This window comes from Rhizobacter sp. P3_C12, from assembly GCF_056402735.1.
The window spans coordinates 1-18,135 of record NZ_JBFUGW010000130.1; the positions used below are offsets into that span (position 1 = coordinate 1).

The 18,135-nt window shown below is 68.7% G+C and carries 16 protein-coding genes and 1 pseudogene; 10 read left to right on the forward strand and 7 right to left on the reverse strand.

The window, feature by feature from the left end:
* The 4 genes from AC1DXV_RS19540 to AC1DXV_RS19555 form a co-directional block, all read left to right on the forward strand.
* On the forward strand, nucleotides 1–1,361 hold a 1,361-nt coding region (locus AC1DXV_RS19540; RefSeq protein ID WP_477935072.1), incomplete at its 5' end, for an aldehyde dehydrogenase.
* A gap of 13 nt (nucleotides 1,362–1,374) precedes the next feature.
* The gene (gene gabT, locus AC1DXV_RS19545; protein WP_477935074.1) at nucleotides 1,375–2,667 is read left to right on the forward strand and encodes a 4-aminobutyrate--2-oxoglutarate transaminase; all 1,293 of its coding nucleotides are present in this window, start codon (nucleotides 1,375–1,377) and stop codon (nucleotides 2,665–2,667) included.
* Nucleotides 2,664–3,983: a type III glutamate--ammonia ligase gene (glnT, locus tag AC1DXV_RS19550; RefSeq protein ID WP_477935076.1), complete on the forward strand. Its 1,320-nt coding sequence runs from the start codon at nucleotides 2,664–2,666 to the stop codon at nucleotides 3,981–3,983. Before gabT ends, glnT begins: the two co-directional genes overlap by 4 nt.
* 23 nt (nucleotides 3,984–4,006) lie before the next feature.
* Nucleotides 4,007–4,939 carry a DMT family transporter gene (locus AC1DXV_RS19555; RefSeq protein ID WP_477935078.1) on the forward strand — a complete coding sequence of 311 codons (933 nt, stop codon included), beginning with the start codon at nucleotides 4,007–4,009 and terminating at the stop codon, nucleotides 4,937–4,939.
* Here the strand turns inward: AC1DXV_RS19555 and dusA are convergent.
* Nucleotides 4,925–5,899, reverse strand: a complete 975-nt coding sequence (gene dusA / locus AC1DXV_RS19560; RefSeq protein ID WP_477867781.1) for a tRNA dihydrouridine(20/20a) synthase DusA — start codon at nucleotides 5,897–5,899, stop codon at nucleotides 4,925–4,927. The two genes, AC1DXV_RS19555 and dusA, sit on opposite strands and share 15 nt — an antisense overlap.
* Nucleotides 5,900–6,104: 205 nt before the next feature.
* Between dusA and AC1DXV_RS19565 the strand changes: the two genes are divergently transcribed.
* The 6 genes from AC1DXV_RS19565 to AC1DXV_RS19590 are packed head-to-tail and all read left to right on the forward strand — an operon-like array spanning nucleotide 6,105 to nucleotide 12,413.
* Nucleotides 6,105–6,536 carry a type IV pilin protein gene (locus tag AC1DXV_RS19565; RefSeq protein ID WP_477867779.1) on the forward strand — a complete coding sequence of 144 codons (432 nt, stop codon included), beginning with the start codon at nucleotides 6,105–6,107 and terminating at the stop codon, nucleotides 6,534–6,536.
* Entirely contained in the window at nucleotides 6,524–6,988 is a 465-nt protein-coding gene (locus AC1DXV_RS19570) for a GspH/FimT family pseudopilin (protein ID WP_477867777.1), read from the forward strand. The genes AC1DXV_RS19565 and AC1DXV_RS19570 overlap by 13 nt, the downstream gene beginning before the upstream one ends.
* Nucleotides 6,979–7,434: a type IV pilus modification PilV family protein gene (locus tag AC1DXV_RS19575; protein ID WP_477867775.1), complete on the forward strand. Its 456-nt coding sequence runs from the start codon at nucleotides 6,979–6,981 to the stop codon at nucleotides 7,432–7,434. The genes AC1DXV_RS19570 and AC1DXV_RS19575 overlap by 10 nt, the downstream gene beginning before the upstream one ends.
* Nucleotides 7,421–8,494: a PilW family protein gene (locus AC1DXV_RS19580; protein WP_477867773.1), complete on the forward strand. Its 1,074-nt coding sequence runs from the start codon at nucleotides 7,421–7,423 to the stop codon at nucleotides 8,492–8,494. Before AC1DXV_RS19575 ends, AC1DXV_RS19580 begins: the two co-directional genes overlap by 14 nt.
* A complete protein-coding gene (locus tag AC1DXV_RS19585) occupies nucleotides 8,491–9,060 on the forward strand; it encodes a pilus assembly PilX family protein (RefSeq protein ID WP_477867771.1) in 570 nt (189 codons plus the stop codon). Before AC1DXV_RS19580 ends, AC1DXV_RS19585 begins: the two co-directional genes overlap by 4 nt.
* A 23-nt stretch (nucleotides 9,061–9,083) precedes the next feature.
* Nucleotides 9,084–12,413 carry a pilus assembly protein gene (locus tag AC1DXV_RS19590; RefSeq protein ID WP_477935080.1) on the forward strand — a complete coding sequence of 1,110 codons (3,330 nt, stop codon included), beginning with the start codon at nucleotides 9,084–9,086 and terminating at the stop codon, nucleotides 12,411–12,413.
* Here the strand turns inward: AC1DXV_RS19590 and AC1DXV_RS19595 are convergent, their stop codons facing one another.
* From AC1DXV_RS19595 to AC1DXV_RS19620, 6 genes and pseudogenes are all read right to left on the reverse strand, one after another.
* Nucleotides 12,414–13,298 (reverse strand): alpha/beta fold hydrolase, encoded by an 885-nt coding sequence (locus tag AC1DXV_RS19595; RefSeq protein WP_477935082.1) that lies wholly within the window; start codon nucleotides 13,296–13,298, stop codon nucleotides 12,414–12,416. It abuts the gene before it with no gap.
* Nucleotides 13,295–14,089: an esterase/lipase family protein gene (locus tag AC1DXV_RS19600; protein WP_477872711.1), complete on the reverse strand. Its 795-nt coding sequence runs from the start codon at nucleotides 14,087–14,089 to the stop codon at nucleotides 13,295–13,297. Before AC1DXV_RS19600 ends, AC1DXV_RS19595 begins: the two co-directional genes overlap by 4 nt.
* Nucleotides 14,090–14,141: 52 nt before the next feature.
* Nucleotides 14,142–15,695 (reverse strand): wax ester/triacylglycerol synthase family O-acyltransferase, encoded by a 1,554-nt coding sequence (locus AC1DXV_RS19605; protein WP_477935084.1) that lies wholly within the window; start codon nucleotides 15,693–15,695, stop codon nucleotides 14,142–14,144.
* A gap of 66 nt (nucleotides 15,696–15,761) precedes the next feature.
* Nucleotides 15,762–16,859, reverse strand: coding sequence for an enoyl-CoA hydratase/isomerase family protein (locus tag AC1DXV_RS19610; RefSeq protein WP_477935086.1), 1,098 nt, complete (start codon nucleotides 16,857–16,859; stop codon nucleotides 15,762–15,764).
* Nucleotides 16,856–17,722: a DMT family transporter gene (locus AC1DXV_RS19615; RefSeq protein WP_477935088.1), complete on the reverse strand. Its 867-nt coding sequence runs from the start codon at nucleotides 17,720–17,722 to the stop codon at nucleotides 16,856–16,858. The genes AC1DXV_RS19610 and AC1DXV_RS19615 overlap by 4 nt, the downstream gene beginning before the upstream one ends.
* Nucleotide 17,723: 1 nt before the next feature.
* Nucleotides 17,724–18,135: pseudogene (locus AC1DXV_RS19620) on the reverse strand (translational GTPase TypA); the annotation flags it as partial.

Consider the following 18,135-nt stretch of genomic DNA (forward strand, 5'->3'; position numbering starts at 1 on the left):
CGCTGGCGCAGGTGGCGCGCGGCCGGGCGGCCGACATCGATGCGGCGGTGGCCGCGGCACGCCGCGCCTTCGACGACGGCCGCTGGTCGCGCAAGGCGCCTGCCCAGCGCAAGAAGGTGCTGCAGCGCTTCGCCGAGCTGATCCTCGGCGCCAAGGAAGAGCTGGCCCTGCTCGAGACGCTCGACATGGGCAAACCGATCAAGTACAGCCTGAGCGTCGACGTGCCCTCCACCGCGCGCTGCATCGCCTGGTATGCCGAGGCGGTCGACAAGGTCTACGACGAGATCGCGCCGACGCCGCAGAGTGCGCTGGCGCTGATCACGCGCGAGCCGATGGGCGTGATCGGCGCGATCGTGCCGTGGAACTACCCGATGATCATGGCCTCGTGGAAGCTCGGCCCGGCGCTCGCCGCCGGCAACAGCGTGGTGCTGAAGCCGAGCGAGAAATCGCCGCTGACCGCACTGCGCCTGGCCGAACTCGCACTGCAGGCCGGGCTGCCCGAGGGCGTGTTCAACGTGGTGCCGGGCTACGGCCACGAGGCCGGCGAGGCGCTCGCGCTGCACATGGAGGTCGATGCGATCGGCTTCACCGGCTCGACGCGCGTGGGCCGCAAGATGCTCGACTACGCCGGGCGCAGCAACCTGAAGCGCGTCTACAACGAGCTCGGCGGCAAGTCGGCCTTCATCGTGTTCCCCGATTTCGACGACCCGGTGCGCGCCGCGCAGACGGTGGCCGGCAGCATGTTCTTCAACCAGGGCGAATCGTGCAATGCGCCGTCGCGCGTGTTCGTGCACGAGAGCATCGCCGACGACTTCGTGAAGACGGTGACGGCGGAGGCGCCGAAGTACCGGCCGGGCAACCCGCTCGATGCCGCCACCGAACTGGGCGCGCTGGTCGACGACACGCAGCTGCGCACGGTGCTGGGCTACATCGATGCCGGCCAGAACGAAGGCGCGCGGCTCGCCGCCGGCGGACGGCAGGCGCGGCAGGACAGCGGCGGGTATTTCGTCGAGCCGACGGTGTTCGACGGCGTGTCCAACACGATGAAGATCGCCCGCGAGGAGATCTTCGGGCCGGTGCTGTCGGTGATCCGCTTCAAGACCGAGGAAGAAGCGATCGCGATGGCGAATGACAGCAGCTACGGCCTGCAGGCGAGCGTGTGGAGCAGCAACCTCAACCGCGCGCACCGCGTGGCCCGCGCGCTGCGCGCCGGCACCGTGCATGTGAATCAATACGACGAGGACGACATCACGGTGCCGTTCGGCGGCTTCAAGCAGAGCGGCAACGGGCGCGACAAGTCGCTGCATGCGTTCGACAAGTACACCGAGCTGAAGACGACCTGGATCCGCATCGATCCCTGACCCGGAGACTGGCATGAACCACTCGCAGAACGAACAGCTGATGGCCCGCAAGGCCGCGGCCACGCCGCGCGGTGTCGGCGTGATGGGCAGCTTCTTCGCCGACCATGCCGAGAACGCCGAGCTGTGGGATGTGGAAGGCCGGCGCTTCCTCGACTTCGCCGGCGGCATCGCGGTGATGAACACCGGCCACCGCCACCCGAAGGTGGTCGCCGCGATCGAGGCGCAGCTCAGGCGCTTCACCCACACCTGCTACCAGGTCGTGCCCTACGAGGGCTACGTCGCGCTGGCCGAGCAGCTCAATGCGCTGACGCCCGGCCGCCATGCGAAGAAGACTGCCTTCTTCAGCACCGGCGCCGAGGCGATCGAGAACGCGGTGAAGATCGCCCGCGCCCACACGAAGCGGGCTGGCGTCATCGCGTTCGGCGGCGCCTTCCACGGCCGCAGCCTGTTCGCTGTCGCGCTGACCGGCAAGGTGCAGCCCTACAAGGCTGGCTTCGGCCCGTTCCCGCCCGAGATCTACCACGCGCCCTTCCCCGCCGAGGGCACGCGCCTCGCCGAAACGCAGAAGGCCGTCCAGCACCTGTTCAAGGCCGACATCGAGCCCTCGCGCGTGGCGGCCATCGTGTTCGAGCCGGTGCAGGGCGAAGGCGGCTTCAACGTGATCCAGGCCGAGGCGCTGCGCTGGCTGCGCGCGCTGTGCGACGAGCACGGCATCGTGCTGATCRCCGACGAGGTGCAGACCGGGTTCGGCCGCACCGGCCGGCTGTTCGCGATGGAGCACTTCCCCGACGTGCAGCCGGACATCCTCGTCAGCGCGAAATCGCTGGCCGCCGGGCTGCCGCTGTCGGCGGTGACCGGCCGGGCCGAGATCATGGACGCGCCGGCCCCCGGCGGCCTCGGCGGCACCTATGCCGGCAACCCGCTGGCGATCGCCGCCGCGCAGGCGGTGATCGGCGTGATGCACGACGAGCAGCTGCCGGCGCGCGGCCAGGCGCTGGGCGACCGGCTGAAGGCGGTGCTGAACGAGCTGCGCCCGGCCGTGCCGCAGATCGCCGACGTGCGCGGGCTGGGCGCGATGGTGGCGGTGCAGTTCAACCGCGCGGGCACCGAAGAGCCGGATGCCGCGTTCACGAAACAGGTGCAGGCCGAGGCGCTGCAGCGCGGGCTGATCCTGCTGAGCTGCGGCGTCGATGCCAACGTGATCCGCTTCCTGTTCCCGCTGACGATCCCCGAAGCGCACTTCACCGAGGCGATCGCGATCCTGCAGGCGTCGCTGCGGGCCGCTGCCGCTGCGGCCGGTGCATGAAGGAGCTCCGGGAGCGCCTGCAGGCCGAGGGCGTCCACACGCTGGTTGCGCAGTTCACCGATGTGCACGGTGTCGCCAAGGGCAAGTACGTGCCGCTCGCGCATCTCGAGAGCCTGCTGGTCGAAGGCGCGGGCTTCGCGGGCCCGTCGATCTGGGGCACCGGCTTGCCGCGCACCGGCCCGCGTTCGGAGTACTACGGCCGCGGCCAGCCCGAGACGGCCTGCGCGCTGCCGTGGATGCCGGGCTATGYGCGCATCGTCTGCGACGGCTTCGTGGCCGGCGAGCCGTTCGACGCCTGCCCGCGCCAGGTGCTGAAGCGCCAGGTGGCGCGGCTGGCCGAGCGCGGCTGGACACTGCGCACCGGCATCGAACCGGAGTTCTTCCTGCTGCGCCGCACGGCCGATGGCGGCATCGCCCCGGCCGATGCGCACGACGCGCTCGACAAGCCGTCGTACGACCTGAAGACGCTGCCGCGCCAGGCCGCCTTGCTGCACGAGCTCGCCGCCGCGCTGACGGCCTGCGGCCTCGACGTGTTCCAGGTCGACCATGAAGACGCGCACGGCCAGTACGAGCTGAACTTCCACCATGCCGAGGCGCTGGCGAGCGCGGATCACCTGATGCTGTTCAAGATGGCCGCGCAGGCGCTGGCCGAGCAGCACGGCAGCATCTTCTCGATGATGCCCAAGCCGTTCGCGAACCAGCCGGGCAGCGGCATGCACTTCCATGTGTCGCTGTGGGCCGGGGGCGATTGCGTGTTCGCTGATCGGCAGCAAGCTTTGTCGACGCTGGCGATGCAGTTCATCGCCGGCGTGCTGGCGCATTCGGCCGCGCTGTGTGCGCTGGCCGCGCCGACGGTCAACAGCTACAAGCGGCTGGTGGTCGGCGAATCGCTGTCGGGCACGAGTTGGGCACCCGCCTACGTGGCGCACGGCCCGAACAACCGGACCGCGCTGGTGCGCACGCTGAACGGCCGATTCGAATGGCGCGTGCCGGATGCATCGGCGAACCCGTACCTGGCCACCGCGGCGCTGATCGCGGCCGGCCTCGACGGCATCGAGCGCCGGCTCGACCCCGGCCCGGCCTGCAACGACGACCTGTTCCAGCTGTCGCTCGCGCAGATCCGCGAGCGCGGCATCGGCCTGCTGCCGCAGAGCCTGGGCGAGGCCGTCACGGCGCTGGAAGGCGATGCGGTGATCCGTGCTGCGCTCGGCGAGACGCTGGCCGGCGAGTTCATCCGCCTGAAGCGCGCCGAGTGGACCGAGTACGCGCGCCACGTCAGCGGCTGGGAGATCGCGCGGTACGCTAGCGCCTTTTGATCCGTCCCCCACCCAATTCCCGAATGACCTCTCCGACCTCGGCCTCTGCGGCCGCCGGCCCTGCGCACGCGCCGTGGCTGGCCTACCTCTGCCTCGGCAGCTCGATGGCCCTGGTGGGCAGCTATGTGGGCCTGTCGAAGCTGCTGCTTGCGGTGTTCCCGGTGTTCCTGCTGGCCTGGCTGCGCTTCGGCATGGCGGCCGTCGCGATGGCCGGCTGGGTGCGGCGCCGGCCCGGCGAAACGCCGCTGAGCCGACACGACCGCGTGCTGCTGTTCTTCGAATCGTTCTTCGGCAACTTCCTGTTCTCGATCTGCATGCTGTTCGGCGTCGGCATGAGCTCGGCACTGGCGGCCGGCGTGATCATGGCGGCGATCCCGGCGGCGGTGGCGATCCTGTCGCGGCTGTTCCTGAAGGAGCGCATCCTGCCGCGCGTCGCCGCGGGCATCGCGTGCGCGGTGGGCGGCATCGCGCTGGTCTCGGTGGTGGCGCATGGCGGTGAAGACAAGGGCAGCTCGCTGCTCGGCAACCTGCTGCTGTTCGGTGCGGTGCTGTGCGAGGCCTCGTACGTGGTGATGGGCAAGAAGCTCGCCGGCAACGTCTCGGCCAAGCGCATCAGCGCGCTGGTCAACCTGTGGGGGCTGGCGCTGGTGACGCCGTTCGGGCTGTGGCAGGCGTGGTCGTTCGCGTTCGGCGCGGTGCCGGTGGCGTCGTGGTCGCTGCTGCTCTTCTATTCGCTCGCGGCCAGCATGGTCACCGTGTGGCTGTGGATGACCGGGCTGCGCCACGTGCCGGCCTCGTCGGCGGGGATCTTCACGGTGCTGCTGCCGATCAGCGCGGCAGTGGTCGGCGTGGTGTTCCTCGGCGAGCGGATCAGCGTGACGCAGGCGGCGGCGTTCGGCCTCGCGATCGCCGGCGTGCTGCTGGCGACCTGGCCGTCGCGTTCACGCCGGGACTGATTCGCTGCGCGCGATGCGTGCGACCGCGCGCGCGGGCTCCGTCTTGAGCTTGTGGTCCGACCACACCTGGCGCCAGCGGCGGGCGCCGGGCAGGCCGTTGCGCAGGCCCAGCATGTGGCGCACGACGCGCGACCACGGCTCGCCCTTCAGCCCGACGCGCTCCATGTAGTCGACCATCTGCTGCTCGATGGCCGCGCGGTCGAGCTCGTGGTGCGGCACGCCGAAGAACAGCGCGTCCCACTGCGACATCAGCCACGGGTTGTGATACGCCTCGCGGCCCAGCATCACGCCGTCGAGGTGCTGCAGCTGCTCGGTGATCTGCTCCTGCGTCGTGACGCCGCCGTTCAGCACGATCGTCAGGTGCGGGAAATCGCGCTTCAGGTGGTGCACCGTCTCGTAGCGCAGCGGCGGCACCTCGCGGTTCTCCTTCGGGCTCAGGCCCTTCAGCCACGCATTGCGCGCATGCACGATGAAGACCTCGCAGCCGGCTTCGGCGATCTGGCCGACGAAGTCGCGCACGAAGCCGTAGCGCTCGTCCTGGTCGATGCCGATGCGGTGCTTCACCGTCACCGGGATGGACACCGCATCGCGCATCGCCTTCACGCTGTCGGCCACCAGCGCGGGCTCGTTCATCAGGCAGGCGCCGAACGCACCGCGCTGCACGCGCTCGCTCGGGCAGCCGCAGTTCAGGTTGACCTCGTCGTAGCCCCATTGCTCGGCCAGCTTCGCGCAGAAGGCCAGGTCGGCCGGCTCGCTGCCGCCGAGCTGCAGCGCCACCGGGTGCTCCTCGGCATTGAAATCGAGGTGGCGCGGCCGGTCGCCATGGATCAGCGCGCCGGTCGTCACCATCTCGGTGTAGAGGCGCGTCTGCTTCGTCAGCAGGCGGTGGAAGTAGCGGCAGTGGCGATCGGTCCAATCCATCATCGGGGCGACGGACAGGCGCCAGGGGGATGCAGTCATCGCGGGAGCGGACATCGGCGTCACAGAAAGCGGCAAAGACGCCATTGTCCATGCACCGCCAATGCCCCTTCCAGAGGCCGCTTCGTGACGGCGTGCGCAGTCGGCGGGCGAGGGAATGTCAACTAGTGTGAGCGGATGTATCGGAGCGCCTTGTCTTGTCTACATTGCGCCATCGCCTCTCTCGAGGCTGCTTCGAACGACTCCGATGCCACAGCCCTCCCACCGCGGCTTCACGCTGATCGAACTGATGATCGCCGTTGCCATCGTCGCGATCCTCGCGAAGATCGCCCTCCCCGCCTACACCGACTACCTCAAGCGATCGCGCGTGCCGGCCGGGCTCGATGCCTTGTCGGCCTATGCGATCCGCATGGAGCAGTACTACCAGGACAACGCCAGCTACGGCAACAGCAATGCCACCGCTTGCGCACTCACCGCGCCGAGCGGCGTCGACAGTTTCAGCTTCAGCTGCGCGCTCACCAGCACCACCCAGTACAAGCTCACCGCCACCGGCAGCGGCCGACTCGCCGGCTACAACTACTCGATCGACTACGCGGGAACGCGCAAGACCGAGGCCCACCCGAAGGGCACGCCCACCAGCAACTGCTGGTCCACCCGGGGGTCGACATGCGAAGGGTGACTCTGCAGCAGCGCGGCTACTCACTGATCGAGTCGCTGGTCGCGCTGACGATCTCGGCGATCCTGATCGCCGCCGGCATGCCGGCCTTTGCCGACTACCTGCGCAACAGCAAGCTGCGCGAGGCCGGCAACACGCTGCTCGCCGATGCGCTGTACGCGCAGAGCGAGGCAATCAAGCGCAACGCGGCGCTGTCGCTGGTGGTCTCCGGCACCTCGGTCAGCGTCACGGACGCCGGCGGCACCACGGTCCGGCAGCGCGCGCAGCCCGACGGCGTGTCGGCCACGGCCGACGTGACCGTCGCCCTCGACAGCTCCGGCCGCCCTGCCGCCGATGCCTCCATCAACCTGCGGATGGCGAACGCGACCTGCTCTGCCGACATCCGCTGCCCTGGCCTGCGCCTGGATGCCGGCGGCGGCATCCGCCTGTGTGGAGACAACACCTCATGCAATTGATCTCTCGTCAACGCGGCATCGGCCTGATCGATGCGCTGGTCGCACTGAGCATGCTGGCCTTCGGCATGCTCGGCATGACCCGCATGCAGGGCCGGCTCATCACCCAAGGCAGCGAGATGCAGGTGCGGCTGGCCGCCTCGCGTGCGGCCGAGGAACTGCTCGGCACGGTGCTGGCCGACAGCGCCAACGCGGCCTGCTATACCGCGCCGGCCACGGGCACCTGTTCCAGCACGACGGCATCCACGAGTGCAACCACCTGGAGAACCGCGGCACTGGCCTCGCTGCCCACGCATTCCAGTGTCCAGCCCAGCGCCGTCGTCACGCTGGACAGCTCGACCGGGCGCTTCAGGGTGGTGGTGAGCTGGGCCGCCAAGGCCACCACGCTGGGCGGCCAGTCGATCGCCGATACCCACAACGTCACGGTGACCACCGATGTGCGCCAATGACACGCCGTGCCGCGCCGGGCAGCGCGGCACCTCGCTGATCGAACTGCTGGTCGGCATCGTCGTCGCGTTGCTGATCGGGCTCGTGGCGATGGGGATGGCGATCAGCTACGCCGCGACGCAGCGCCAGGCCGTCGGCACCTCCAGCGTGACGAGCAGCGGCTCGTCGGCCATCGAGATCTTGCGCACACAGACGCTGCCGGCCGGGCTGGGCTTCTTCGGCAGCAGCAGCTTCCGCTGCGAGAGGCTGAACCTCAGCCACGGCAGCACCGTGCTCGGCGACGGTGCGGCCTTCTCGCCGTTGAACGTCACGCGCCCGTCGAGCGGCCTGTTCGACACGCTGGACGTGATGCATGCGTCCAGCGTCTATGGCGGCACCGAGGTGCCGCTGCTCAGTGCCACCGCCACCGCCGCGTCGTTGAAGACGCATCTGCCCGCCTCGACGGGGCAGGTGGTGCTGCTGTCGCCCGCCACCGCCGGCGCGCCCTGCACGGTGCGTTCGATCACCGGCATCACCGCCGCCACGACCGACACCTACGAGCAGCTGAGTTTCGGGTCGTCGGGCAGCGATGGCGCGTACAACCAGGCCACGTTCTCGGCCTCGACCAGCTACGCCGCCGGCGACCGCATCGCCTTGCTGGGCGCCTTGTCCGCCTACCGCTACAGCGTGGCGAACAACACGCTGCAGCAGACGGATCGGATCGCCGGCACCACGGCCACGCTGGCCCGCAACGTGATGGCATTCCGCGTGCAGTACGGTGTTGCGGCGTCGACCAGCTCGCGCGCGCTGGACAGCTGGGTCAACCCGACCCCGAGCACCGAATGGGCCACGGTCGACAGCGCCCACCTCGGCCGGATCCTGGCGATGCGCGTGCAGCTGCTGCTGCGCAGCCCCCAGCCCGAGAAGCCCAAGGCGAGCACCGGCGTGTGCGAGGCGACAAACACCGCGCCGACCTTGATGACCGGCGAAAGCTATGCGCTGACCGCCGCCGACAAGTGCTACCGCTACCGCCTGGTGAGCACCGTGATCCCGCTTCGAAACATCACCGGAGGCCTGAAATGAACCCACGCGCCCGACACCAACGCGGCGGTTCGTTGTTCCTGGTGCTGATCGTGCTGGCCACGCTGATGCTCAGCGGCCTGGCGCTCGCCCGCATAACCGATAGCGGCACGCTGCTGGCCGGCAACCTGGCCAGCCGCGCCGCGGCGTTGCAGGCCGCCGAGGTCGGGGTCAACAACGGTTATGCCGCGGTGAAGGGGCTCACGGATGAGGAGTCGACCAGCGCCACCACCTGGTACCGGCGCACGCTCGACCAGAGCCAGACGGCGCAAGGGTTGCCGAACTCGGTGGCCTGGAGCGACGCACCCGCCAGCGCTGCAGGCGCGATGACCGTGAGCTACTACGTTGAGCGCGTGTGCGACTACACCACCGCTGCCATCACCGACGCCACCAGGCAGTGCCTGCTGAAGGAAGTCGACATGCCGGTCAATCGCGCCGAAGACCCGGGCGACCGCGACAAGCAGCTCGACAACCCCTACGCCACGCAGTTCCGCATCACGACCCGCGTCACCGACGAGCGCAACACGACCGTCTATGTGCAGGCCCTGGTGACCAAGGGCAGCAACTGAGCTTCGCTCGAGAGGATGTGACCATGTCGTTCTTCATCAATCGCCCGGGCGCCCTGTGGGTGTCGTTGCTTCTGCTGGGACTCCCGTCGGCGCACGCCACCGACGTGGCGACCCGGCCGCTGAAGGCCAGCGTGCTGGTCAAGCCGAACGTGATCATCGGGATGGATGATTCCGGGTCGATGGATGCAGAGGTGCTGTTCAACGGCACGAACAGCGGGTTCTTGTATTGGGACCAGCCTCGCAGGCAAAGTTTTTCCAACGGTTCGCTTCTCGACAAAAACAGCTTAACCGCGCGATACACCTATCTGTTTCCCAATGGACAGAGCAGCACGACCCCAGGTACGCTTTTGTATTCCGCGACAGACCTTTCGCCCATCCCTCCCACCAAGGAGTTCGCGTTCACGCGTTCCAGCAGCTACAACCGGATCTACTACGACACAAGCGTCACCTACCGTCCCTGGGCGAGCTATTTCGATGGATCCTCGCTGAGGACCTTCGTCAACGCGAATCCCGGTGCCACACGGTCACATCCCGTTATCGGTTCGAGCACTTTCGATTTGACGCGACAACATTGCGACACCGGAGTTGGACAGAAGTTTTCCCTGTACACAGGCCAGCGCATCGAGAAAGGTGCCGCCTGGGGGACGGGCGATTGCTCCACTGTCCAGGCTGTGGAGACCGTCGTGGGCGATCTCACAGCAGGGCAAGAATTCTCCTTCAGCTACTACCCGGCCACCTTCTGGATTCGTGAAGATTGCACCGTGTCTCCTGATGATCCGACCTGTGCCTTGGCCTACGACGGCATGACATTGAAGCGGTATGAAATCAAACCGGGCAGGACCTTCCCCTCCGGCCGCAGCTACGCAGACGAGTTGCAGAACTTCGCCAACTGGTTCCAGTACTTCCGAAAACGCAAGTACGTCCTGGCGGCGTCGATGGGCACGATCCTGCAGCGCATCGATGGCATCAACGTCGGTGTCGTCGCCTTCCAGGATCGGCTCGCTCCAACGATGTACGACCTGGACTCAACCGACCAGAGCAGCGGATATCAGGCTGCGCTTGCCCCGTTCTACATGAACAATAGGGCGGGCGGAACGCCGACGCGGACGACGATGAAGTTCATCGGCGAGCAATTCAGCGGTAGCGGGGTTGTGAGGTACGCATGCCAGCGCAACGCCGCACTGATCGCCACCGATGGCTACGCCGACGATGACGCCCCCACCGTGCCCAGCTACAGCGCCACGACGTACGGCAGCAATGTCGCGCCGTTCGCCACGACCCACGCTGGCACGCTCGCCGACCTGGCGCTGGCCTACTACACCAACAATCTGCAACCCACCATGGTGAAGGGCAAGGTACCGACCTCCGACGCCGACAAGAATTCGAACCCGCACATGACGACCTATGCCGTGTCGCTCGGGTCCAGCGGCAACCTGTGGCCAGCCACGGCGGCGCCGACCGCCAGTTCACCCACCAGCTTCTGGCCCGCCACCACCTTCGGCATTCCCGGTGCCAATGCAGGGGCCATCGACGAGCTATGGCACGCCACGGTCAACGGCCGCGGCGAGATGTTTCTCGCCACAACGCCCGATGCCACCGCCACCGCCATGCACTCCGCCTTCGATGCGATCCGGGCGCAGCGCGCCGGCCAGGCCAGCGCGAGTGTCGGTTCAGCCAACTTGATTCGAAGCGACGGCAAGGTCTACGTGACCAGCTACAACGTCAGCGGCTGGACCGGCGACCTGAGCGCCAACGCGATCGACAGCACGACCGGCGCGGTCAGCGCCGCGACGACCTGGACGGCAAGCTCCCAGTTGTCCAGCAGGAACTGGACAGGTCGCAGCATCGCCACCTACGACGGCGCCACCGGCCAGCCCTTCACCGCCACCGCCGTGGGCGCGAAGCTCAACCCCGGCAGCACCTATGGCAGCACGAGCGACCTCGTCGACTACCTGCGCGGCAACCGCAGCGGCGAAGGCAGCACCTGGCGCCAGCGCAGCTCGCTGCTGGGCGCGATCATCAATGCATCTCCGATCATCAGCCGCGATGGCGGCACGGTCTTCCAGGCCTCCAACGAAGGCATGCTGCATGCCTTCAACGCTGCCGATGGGCAGGAGCGGTGGAGCTACATTCCCGGCTTCGTGCTCACCGGCCTCGGTGCCACCAGCCAGAAGAGCTACCGCTTCAACGCCCAGCTCGACGCCACCCCCACGCTGGTGACGGTTTCCGGCCAGGAGATCCTGCTCGGCGGCCGCGGCTCGGCGGGCACCGGCTGGTATGCGCTGAATGTGACGAACGCGTCGGCCATCACCAGCGATGCCGCACTGGCAGGTCGCGTGAAGTGGGAGTTCCCCAACGACAACACCTCGGCAACGGTCAGGAACCAGATGGGGCTGTCCATCGGTGCCCCCCGCATCGTCCGGATCAAGGGGGCGACCAGCTCGGTCGCCCTGCTGAGCAGCGGCTACAACAACGCCGCGCAGGACGGCATCGGCCGGCTCTTCGTGCTGGATGCCCTCACCGGGGCTCTGCAGGCCACGCTGGCCACCCCGGCGGGGGCGTCGGGCGACCCGGGTTTCGCGCAGTTCTCGCCGTACTTCGAGGACGACGGTTCGGTCCAGTATGTCTACGGCGGCGACGAGCGCGGCAACCTGTGGCGCTTCGATCTCGTCAACAGCCTGGTCAATCGCGTGGCCACGCTGCTGGATGCCTCCGGCACCGCGCAGCCGATCACCGCCGCCCCTGCCCTCGTCTACCAGAACGGGAAACGGACCCTCTTCGTCGGGACCGGCCGCATGCTCGGTTTCACGGACCTCTCGAGCACGCCCGGCACGCAAACGGTCTACGCGATCTCGGACGGCGACGAACTCACCAACCCGCGCGGCAGCCTGACCAGACAGCTCTACGACAGCTCCATCGACCAGACGACCGGCAACAGCGTCAACTGGACCACCAGCCGGGGMTGGTACATCGACCTGCCCGACGGCGAGGTCGTCAACGCGGCGCCGTCGATCGGCTACACCGCCGTGGTGGTGGTGACCAACAAGTCGACCATCTCGAACTGCGCAGCCAGCTCTCGCTTCTATGTGCTCGCCATGAGCAAGGGCTCCGGCATCCCCGGCGTCGGCTACGTCAGCGAAACGATCTCCAGCACCGACATGTCGTCGAAGATGACGCTGCTGCGCACGGCGTCGTCCGGCATCGCCAGCGGGTCGTCTGGCTCCAGCAGTTGCCGCTCCAGCGGCATCACGGGCATGACGACCGTCGGGTCGGGCTTGATCAAGACCTCGCCTCTGAAGCTGTGCCAGGCCATCCCCTCCCGCAAGAACGCCTGGACCGAGATCCGTCGCTGATCAAGCCCGCCCGGCGGCAAGTTCGATGCCGTCGGCGAACCGCGGCAGCAGCGGCAGCGGCAGGTCGTGCCCCATGCCATCGACGAGGTCGAGCTGCGCACCGCGGATCTTGCGCGCCAGGTCGTGCCCGGCCGCCACCGGCACCAGCGGGTCGGCCTGGCCGTGGATCACGCGGCACGGCACGCTGATCGGCGCCAGCCGCGCACTGCGGTCGCCATCGGCCACGATCGCGACCAGCTGCCGCCCGGTGCCCGCCGGCCGCCAGGCCCGCGCCACCGCGGCGCGCAGCTTGTCCTGCATCCACTGCGGATCGGGCCGGTAGCCCGGGCTGCCGATCAGGTGCATGAAGCGGCCCAGGTGCGCCGCCACCGATTCGGGGTTGTGCGGATCCTCCGGGCGGCTCAGCAGCGCACGCCGCACCTCGGGCGTGGCCGTCGGCAGCCGGCGCGCGCCGGTGGTGGTCATCATCAGCGTCAGGCTCTTCACGCGCTGCGGATGGTGAATGGCCATCAGCTGCGCAACCATGCCGCCCATCGACGCGCCGCACACATGCGCCTGCGCGATGCCCAGCGCATCGAGCACGCCGGCCGCATCGTCGGCCAGCGCGCGCAGCGGATACGGCGGGCGTATCGGCAGGTGCAAGGCGTACTTCATCGCGGCCAGCGGCAGGTTGGGCACGCCCAGCGCATCGAAACCCTGGCTCAGGCCGGCGTCGCGGTTGTCGAAGCGGATCACGCGGAAGCCCCTGGCCACCAGCATCTGCACCAGCTCGTCGGGCCAGGCCGTCAACTGCATGCCCAGGCCCATCACCAGCAGCAGCGGCTCGCCCTGCGGCGAACCATGGTCTTCGACCTCGAGCGAAATGCCGTTGGCCGCGAGCTTCATGCCGCGGCGGTCTTGAAGAACCACCGCCGCGCACCATCGGCCTCGAAGCGCCGCCAGTGCGCCGGGTCCTGCGCGAGCCGGTCGGCGATCGCATAGAGCGCCAGCGGGTTCATGCCCATGCCCATGTGGCTGGCATGCACCTCGATGTTCTCGGCCTGCGGCGATGCCTCGTTGATGCTGCACTGCCACGCGACGACGCCGTCGGTGCGCGAGTAGATCGAGGTGGTAGGCACCGGCGGCGGCCGGCGCACCTGCTCGAGCAGGGCCGGGTCGTGCACGCTCTGGCCGCTGACCCATTCGTAGAGGCGCCATGCGTTGGTCGCCCGCGGGTGGCCAGTGAACGGGGTGCCGAGCGTGATCACGCAGCGCGTCTGCTGCGGGCGCACCTTCGCGACCTCGCGCGCGTACACGCCGCCCAGGCTCCAGCCGATCAGGCTGACCGGCTGCTGGTGGCGGCGGTGCAGCAGGTCGAGCGTCTCGGCGCAGCGCTCGAGCACGCCCTCGCGCGGGCCGAAATTGAAGCCCTGCTCCCACGGGTAAGGCACGTAGCCGCGGTCGCGCAGGAAGTTGCGCAACGGCACGGTCGTGAAATCGGCGGCGGCGAGACCCGGGAAGACCAGCACCGGGTGGCCATCGCCGGGCGGCAGCTTGTCGAGCGCGCGGTTGAGCACCGGGGACGACGCGAGCATCGCCGCGAACTCCCAGGGCGCGCGCCCTTCGAGCATCAGGAGCAAGGCATTGGGGGCCTTCAGATCGTCGTGGGAAGACTGCTGCGCGCCGTCACGAGGCATGGTGGGGGGCCRCGTCGGGCCGTCGTGAATACGCTTGCATCTTAGTGGGCAATCAGCCGGCGGCGGCGGCTTTGGCTGGAGCCTTGGCCCTAGGCTTGGCGGTGGCCTTCGGCCGGGGCTTGGGTGCTGGCCTGGATGCGGGCTCGGGTGTCGCCTTGGCGACAGGCTCGCTGGTGGCCGGCAGCGCCAGCAACTCGGCCAGTGCTTCCTGCAGATGCTCGGCGAGTTCCGCCACCTCGGGCATCGCCTTCGCGCACGCCATCAAGCCGAAATCCAGCGATTGGTCGTAGCTCTGCACCGTGATGTTGAGCGCGACGCCATGGACGACGATCGACGCCGGGTAGTTGGTCAGCATGCGCGCGCCGGCCATGTACAGCGGAAACGCCGGCCCGGGCACGTTGGAGATCACGACGTTGGCGATCGGCGGGAGCCGGTCGGCCACCTTCGCCTTGCCATACAGCGAGGTGACGGTGCTCATCAGCCACGGCACGCCGAGCGACGGGAAATCGGTGGGCATCAGGCTCTTGACGCTGCCTAGCGTGGATTTCATTGCGGCGCTGGCGGCCTTGACGTACAGCAGGCGCTCCATCGGGTCGGCGACATGGGTGCCGAGGTTGACGACCGTCATCGAGGCCTGGTTGTTCGCGGTCGTGTCGCCGGCCGCGCGGGTGGACACCGGCACCGCCGCCACCATCGACTTGCGCGGCAGCGGGCCGTGCTGCAAAAAGTGCCGCCGCAGCGCGCCGCCGCACAGCATCAGCACGACATCGTTCAGCGTCGCGCCGTGCGCGCGGCGCAGCGCCTTGATCTGCGCGATCGGCAGGCTGACGCCGGCGAAGGCGCGGCCGTCGGTCACCGAGGCGTTGAGGCGCGTGCGCGGCGCGAGGCCGATCGATGCGCCGCCAGTGCTGCCGCGCACCTGGGCCACCGCCCTGCCGGCCACGCTGCGCACGCCTTGCGTGGCCACCTGGGAGAGCGCGCCGACCGTCGACGGCAAGGCCTTCACCAGGTTGCCGTACTGCTGCAACTGGTTCGCGAGCACGCCGCTCAGCATGTCGGCGAGGCCGATGTCCAGCTTCTTCGCGGGGCGTGCCTCGCGCTCGATGCTGCACGGCGTGGCCTGCACGTCGAGGATGGCCTGGGCCAGCGCGATCGCGGCCTGGCCGTCGACGGCGGCGTGGTGCAGCTGGGTGTAGAGGCCGACGCGCCGGGTCTTGTCCGGCCCGGGCGCGAGGCCTTCGAAGACATGGAACTTCCACAACGGGCGGTCGCGGTCGAGCAGCACGGGGTGCAGCTGGCTGACCTGCTCGTCGAGTTCGGCCAGCCCGCTGCCCTTCGGCAGCTTGATGCCGACGATGTGCTGCGCGAGGTCGGGCGCCGCATCGACCCACACCGGGTTGGCCAGGTTGAACGGCATCCACGCGAGCTTGCGGCTCAGCGCCGGCGCGAGCGGCAGGCGGGAACCGATGTGGCGCCGCACGTCGTCGAGGAAGCTGCCCTTGTAGCTGGCCGGCAACTCGAACAGATGCAACGCGCCGACATGCATCGGCATCTCCGGCGTCTCCATGTAAAGGAAGGACGCGTCCAGACCGGACAGCTGCTTCATGGGCCTCTCCTGGGGGGTGAGGCCGATGCTAGGGCGCGGTCTGCTCCCAGGCGCTCGGGGGAAGCCCTACTCGTCGGTCAGCGTGCGCAGCGGATGCGCATGCGCAGGCCACGGGCTCTCGAAGAACGCCGCCACCATCGCCGGCGTCACGTCCTCGATGCGTGCCGGGTTCCAGCGCGGGCTGTGGTCCTTGTCGACCGCCAGCGCGCGGATGCCCTCCACCGTCTCGCTCGCCGCGCCGGGGCACAGGTGGAAGCAGCGGCGCACCAGGTCGCGCTCCATGCGCAGGTCGTCGGCGAGCGTCATCGCGCGGGCGCGCCGCACCTGCTCCAGCGTCACCGCCATCATCAACGGCGAGCGCTTGGCCAGCGTCGCGAGCGTGGCCTGTGCCCAGTCGCTGCCGTCGCCGCGCAGCGATTCGACGATGCCGATCAGCGACTCGGCCGCGAAGTGCCGGTCGATCTCCGCGCGATCCAGTACCGTCGTCGCAGCCGGGGCCACCGCCCGCGCTCGCACCGCGGCGTGGAGTTGTGCCGCGTTCTCATGCGGCTGATCCACCAGCGCCTCGACCAATGCCGACAGGTCCCCACTGGGAACACACACATCCGCCAGCCCGCACGCAATCGCATCGCCCGCACCAAGAATCTGCCCCGTCAGCGCCAGGTATTCCCCCAGCCGCCCCGAGCAGCGCGCCAGGAACCAGCCGCCGCCCACATCCGGGAACAGCCCGATGTGCGTCTCCGGCATCGCCATCTTCGTGCGCTCGGTCACCACGCGCAGCGACGCGCCCTGCGAGATCCCCATGCCGCCGCCCATCACGATGCCGTCCATCAGCGCGACGTACGGCTTCGGGTAGCTGTGGATCAGGTGGTTGAGTGCGTATTCCTCGGTGAAGAAGTCTTCCAGCTCGGGGTTGCCGGCCAGCGCCGCCTGGTGGAAGAAGCGGATGTCGCCGCCGGCGCAGAAGGCCACGCCCTTGCCTTCCAATGTCGCGCCGCGCACGACGACGGCCTGCACGGCAGCGTCATCCCGCCACGCGAGCAGCGCGCGCGTGATGTCGCGGATCATCGGCAGCGACAGTGCGTTCAGCGCCTGCGGCCGGTTCAGCGTCAGCAGGCCGATACCGCCCTGCACCTGCGCCACGATGAAAGACGAACCACTCATGCCCGCGCCTCCCGCAACCCGACCCATGCATTGACGAACAAGGTGCCCAGCACCAGGCTGCCGCCGACGATCACCGCCATCGACGGCTGCTCACTCGTGCCCAGCCACGCCCACGCGATGCCGAACACGATCTCCAGCAGCGCCAGCAGCGACATCTCCGGCGCCGGCAGGTGGCGGGCCAGCCGCACCGCCAGCACGCACGGGATGGCCAGCTGCACCAGCCCCAGCAGCCCGAGCAGCGCCACGTCGTGCACCGAGGCCTGCAGCGGCAGCGACAAGGGCAGCGTGACGATCGCCGAGACCAGCGCGCCCAGCAGCAAGGCCGGCACCAGGTCGACCGTCGTGCCGCTGCGCTGCAGCGTGTTCCAGTTGATCGCGCTCGCGATGGGCACGCCCAGCGCGACCAGCGTGCCGATCACGTGCTGCGGCTCCGAGCTGACGCCCTGCCCGTACATGTAGGCAATGCCCAGCCCGGCCAGCACGATCGCGGCCCAGGTGCGCCGCGCGACCGGATGCCCGAGCGTGAAGCGCGCCAGCATGGCAGTCATCAGCGGCGCGAGCGCCATCGTGATCAGCACGTTGGCCACCGTGGTCAGCGTGAGCGCCACCATGAAGCAGGTGAACATCACGCTCCACATCAGGCTCGAGATCCACAGCGGCCGGCCGCCCGCGCGCAGCAGCGCGAAGGTGCTGCGGCCATGCGCCCAGGCGTAGTAGCAGGCCAGGCACGCGCAGGTGGCCAGGCTGCGCCAGAACGTCACCTCGAAGCTGCGCGCCGATTCGAGCTGGCGCGTCACCACGCCGGCGATGCTCCACATCAGCGTGACGAGCAGCATGCCCGCCACCGCCCGGCCGTGGGTCATGTCACTCGCTGCGCGAGGCGCGCTTGCGGTCGTGTTCCTTCAGATGGCGCTTGCGCACGCGGATCGACTTCGGCGTGATCTCGACCAGCTCGTCGTCGGCGATGAACTCGACGCCGTACTCCAGCGTCAGGATGATCGGCGGCGTGATCTTGATCGCGTCTTCCTTGCCGGACACGCGGAAGTTGGTCAGCTGCTTCGCACGCACCGCGTTGACGATCAGGTCGTTGTCGCGGCTGTGGATGCCGACGATCATGCCTTCGTACACCGGGTCGCCCGGCTTCACGAACATGCGGCCGCGGTCGTCCAGCTTGCCCAGCGCGTAGGTCACGATCTCGCCGTCGTCCTGGCTGATCAGCACGCCGTTCTTGCGGCCTTCGATGTCGCCCTTGAAGGCCTCGTAGCCGTCGAAGATG

Bases quoted from the DNA above. Each gene is read 5' to 3' on its own strand.
- AC1DXV_RS19555 (WP_477935078.1), top strand. From the start codon at position 4,007: ATGACCTCTCCGACCTCGGCCTCTGCGGCCGCCGGCCCTGCGCACGCG.
- dusA (WP_477867781.1), bottom strand. From the start codon at position 5,899: ATGACTGCATCCCCCTGGCGCCTGTCCGTCGCCCCGATGATGGATTGG.
- AC1DXV_RS19565 (WP_477867779.1), top strand. From the start codon at position 6,105: ATGCCACAGCCCTCCCACCGCGGCTTCACGCTGATCGAACTGATGATC.
- AC1DXV_RS19570 (WP_477867777.1), top strand. From the start codon at position 6,524: ATGCGAAGGGTGACTCTGCAGCAGCGCGGCTACTCACTGATCGAGTCG.
- AC1DXV_RS19575 (WP_477867775.1), top strand. From the start codon at position 6,979: ATGCAATTGATCTCTCGTCAACGCGGCATCGGCCTGATCGATGCGCTG.
- AC1DXV_RS19580 (WP_477867773.1), top strand. From the start codon at position 7,421: ATGTGCGCCAATGACACGCCGTGCCGCGCCGGGCAGCGCGGCACCTCG.
- AC1DXV_RS19585 (WP_477867771.1), top strand. From the start codon at position 8,491: ATGAACCCACGCGCCCGACACCAACGCGGCGGTTCGTTGTTCCTGGTG.
- AC1DXV_RS19595 (WP_477935082.1), bottom strand. From the start codon at position 13,298: ATGAAGCTCGCGGCCAACGGCATTTCGCTCGAGGTCGAAGACCATGGT.
- AC1DXV_RS19600 (WP_477872711.1), bottom strand. From the start codon at position 14,089: ATGCCTCGTGACGGCGCGCAGCAGTCTTCCCACGACGATCTGAAGGCC.
- AC1DXV_RS19605 (WP_477935084.1), bottom strand. From the start codon at position 15,695: ATGAAGCAGCTGTCCGGTCTGGACGCGTCCTTCCTTTACATGGAGACG.
- AC1DXV_RS19610 (WP_477935086.1), bottom strand. From the start codon at position 16,859: ATGAGTGGTTCGTCTTTCATCGTGGCGCAGGTGCAGGGCGGTATCGGC.
- AC1DXV_RS19615 (WP_477935088.1), bottom strand. From the start codon at position 17,722: ATGACCCACGGCCGGGCGGTGGCGGGCATGCTGCTCGTCACGCTGATG.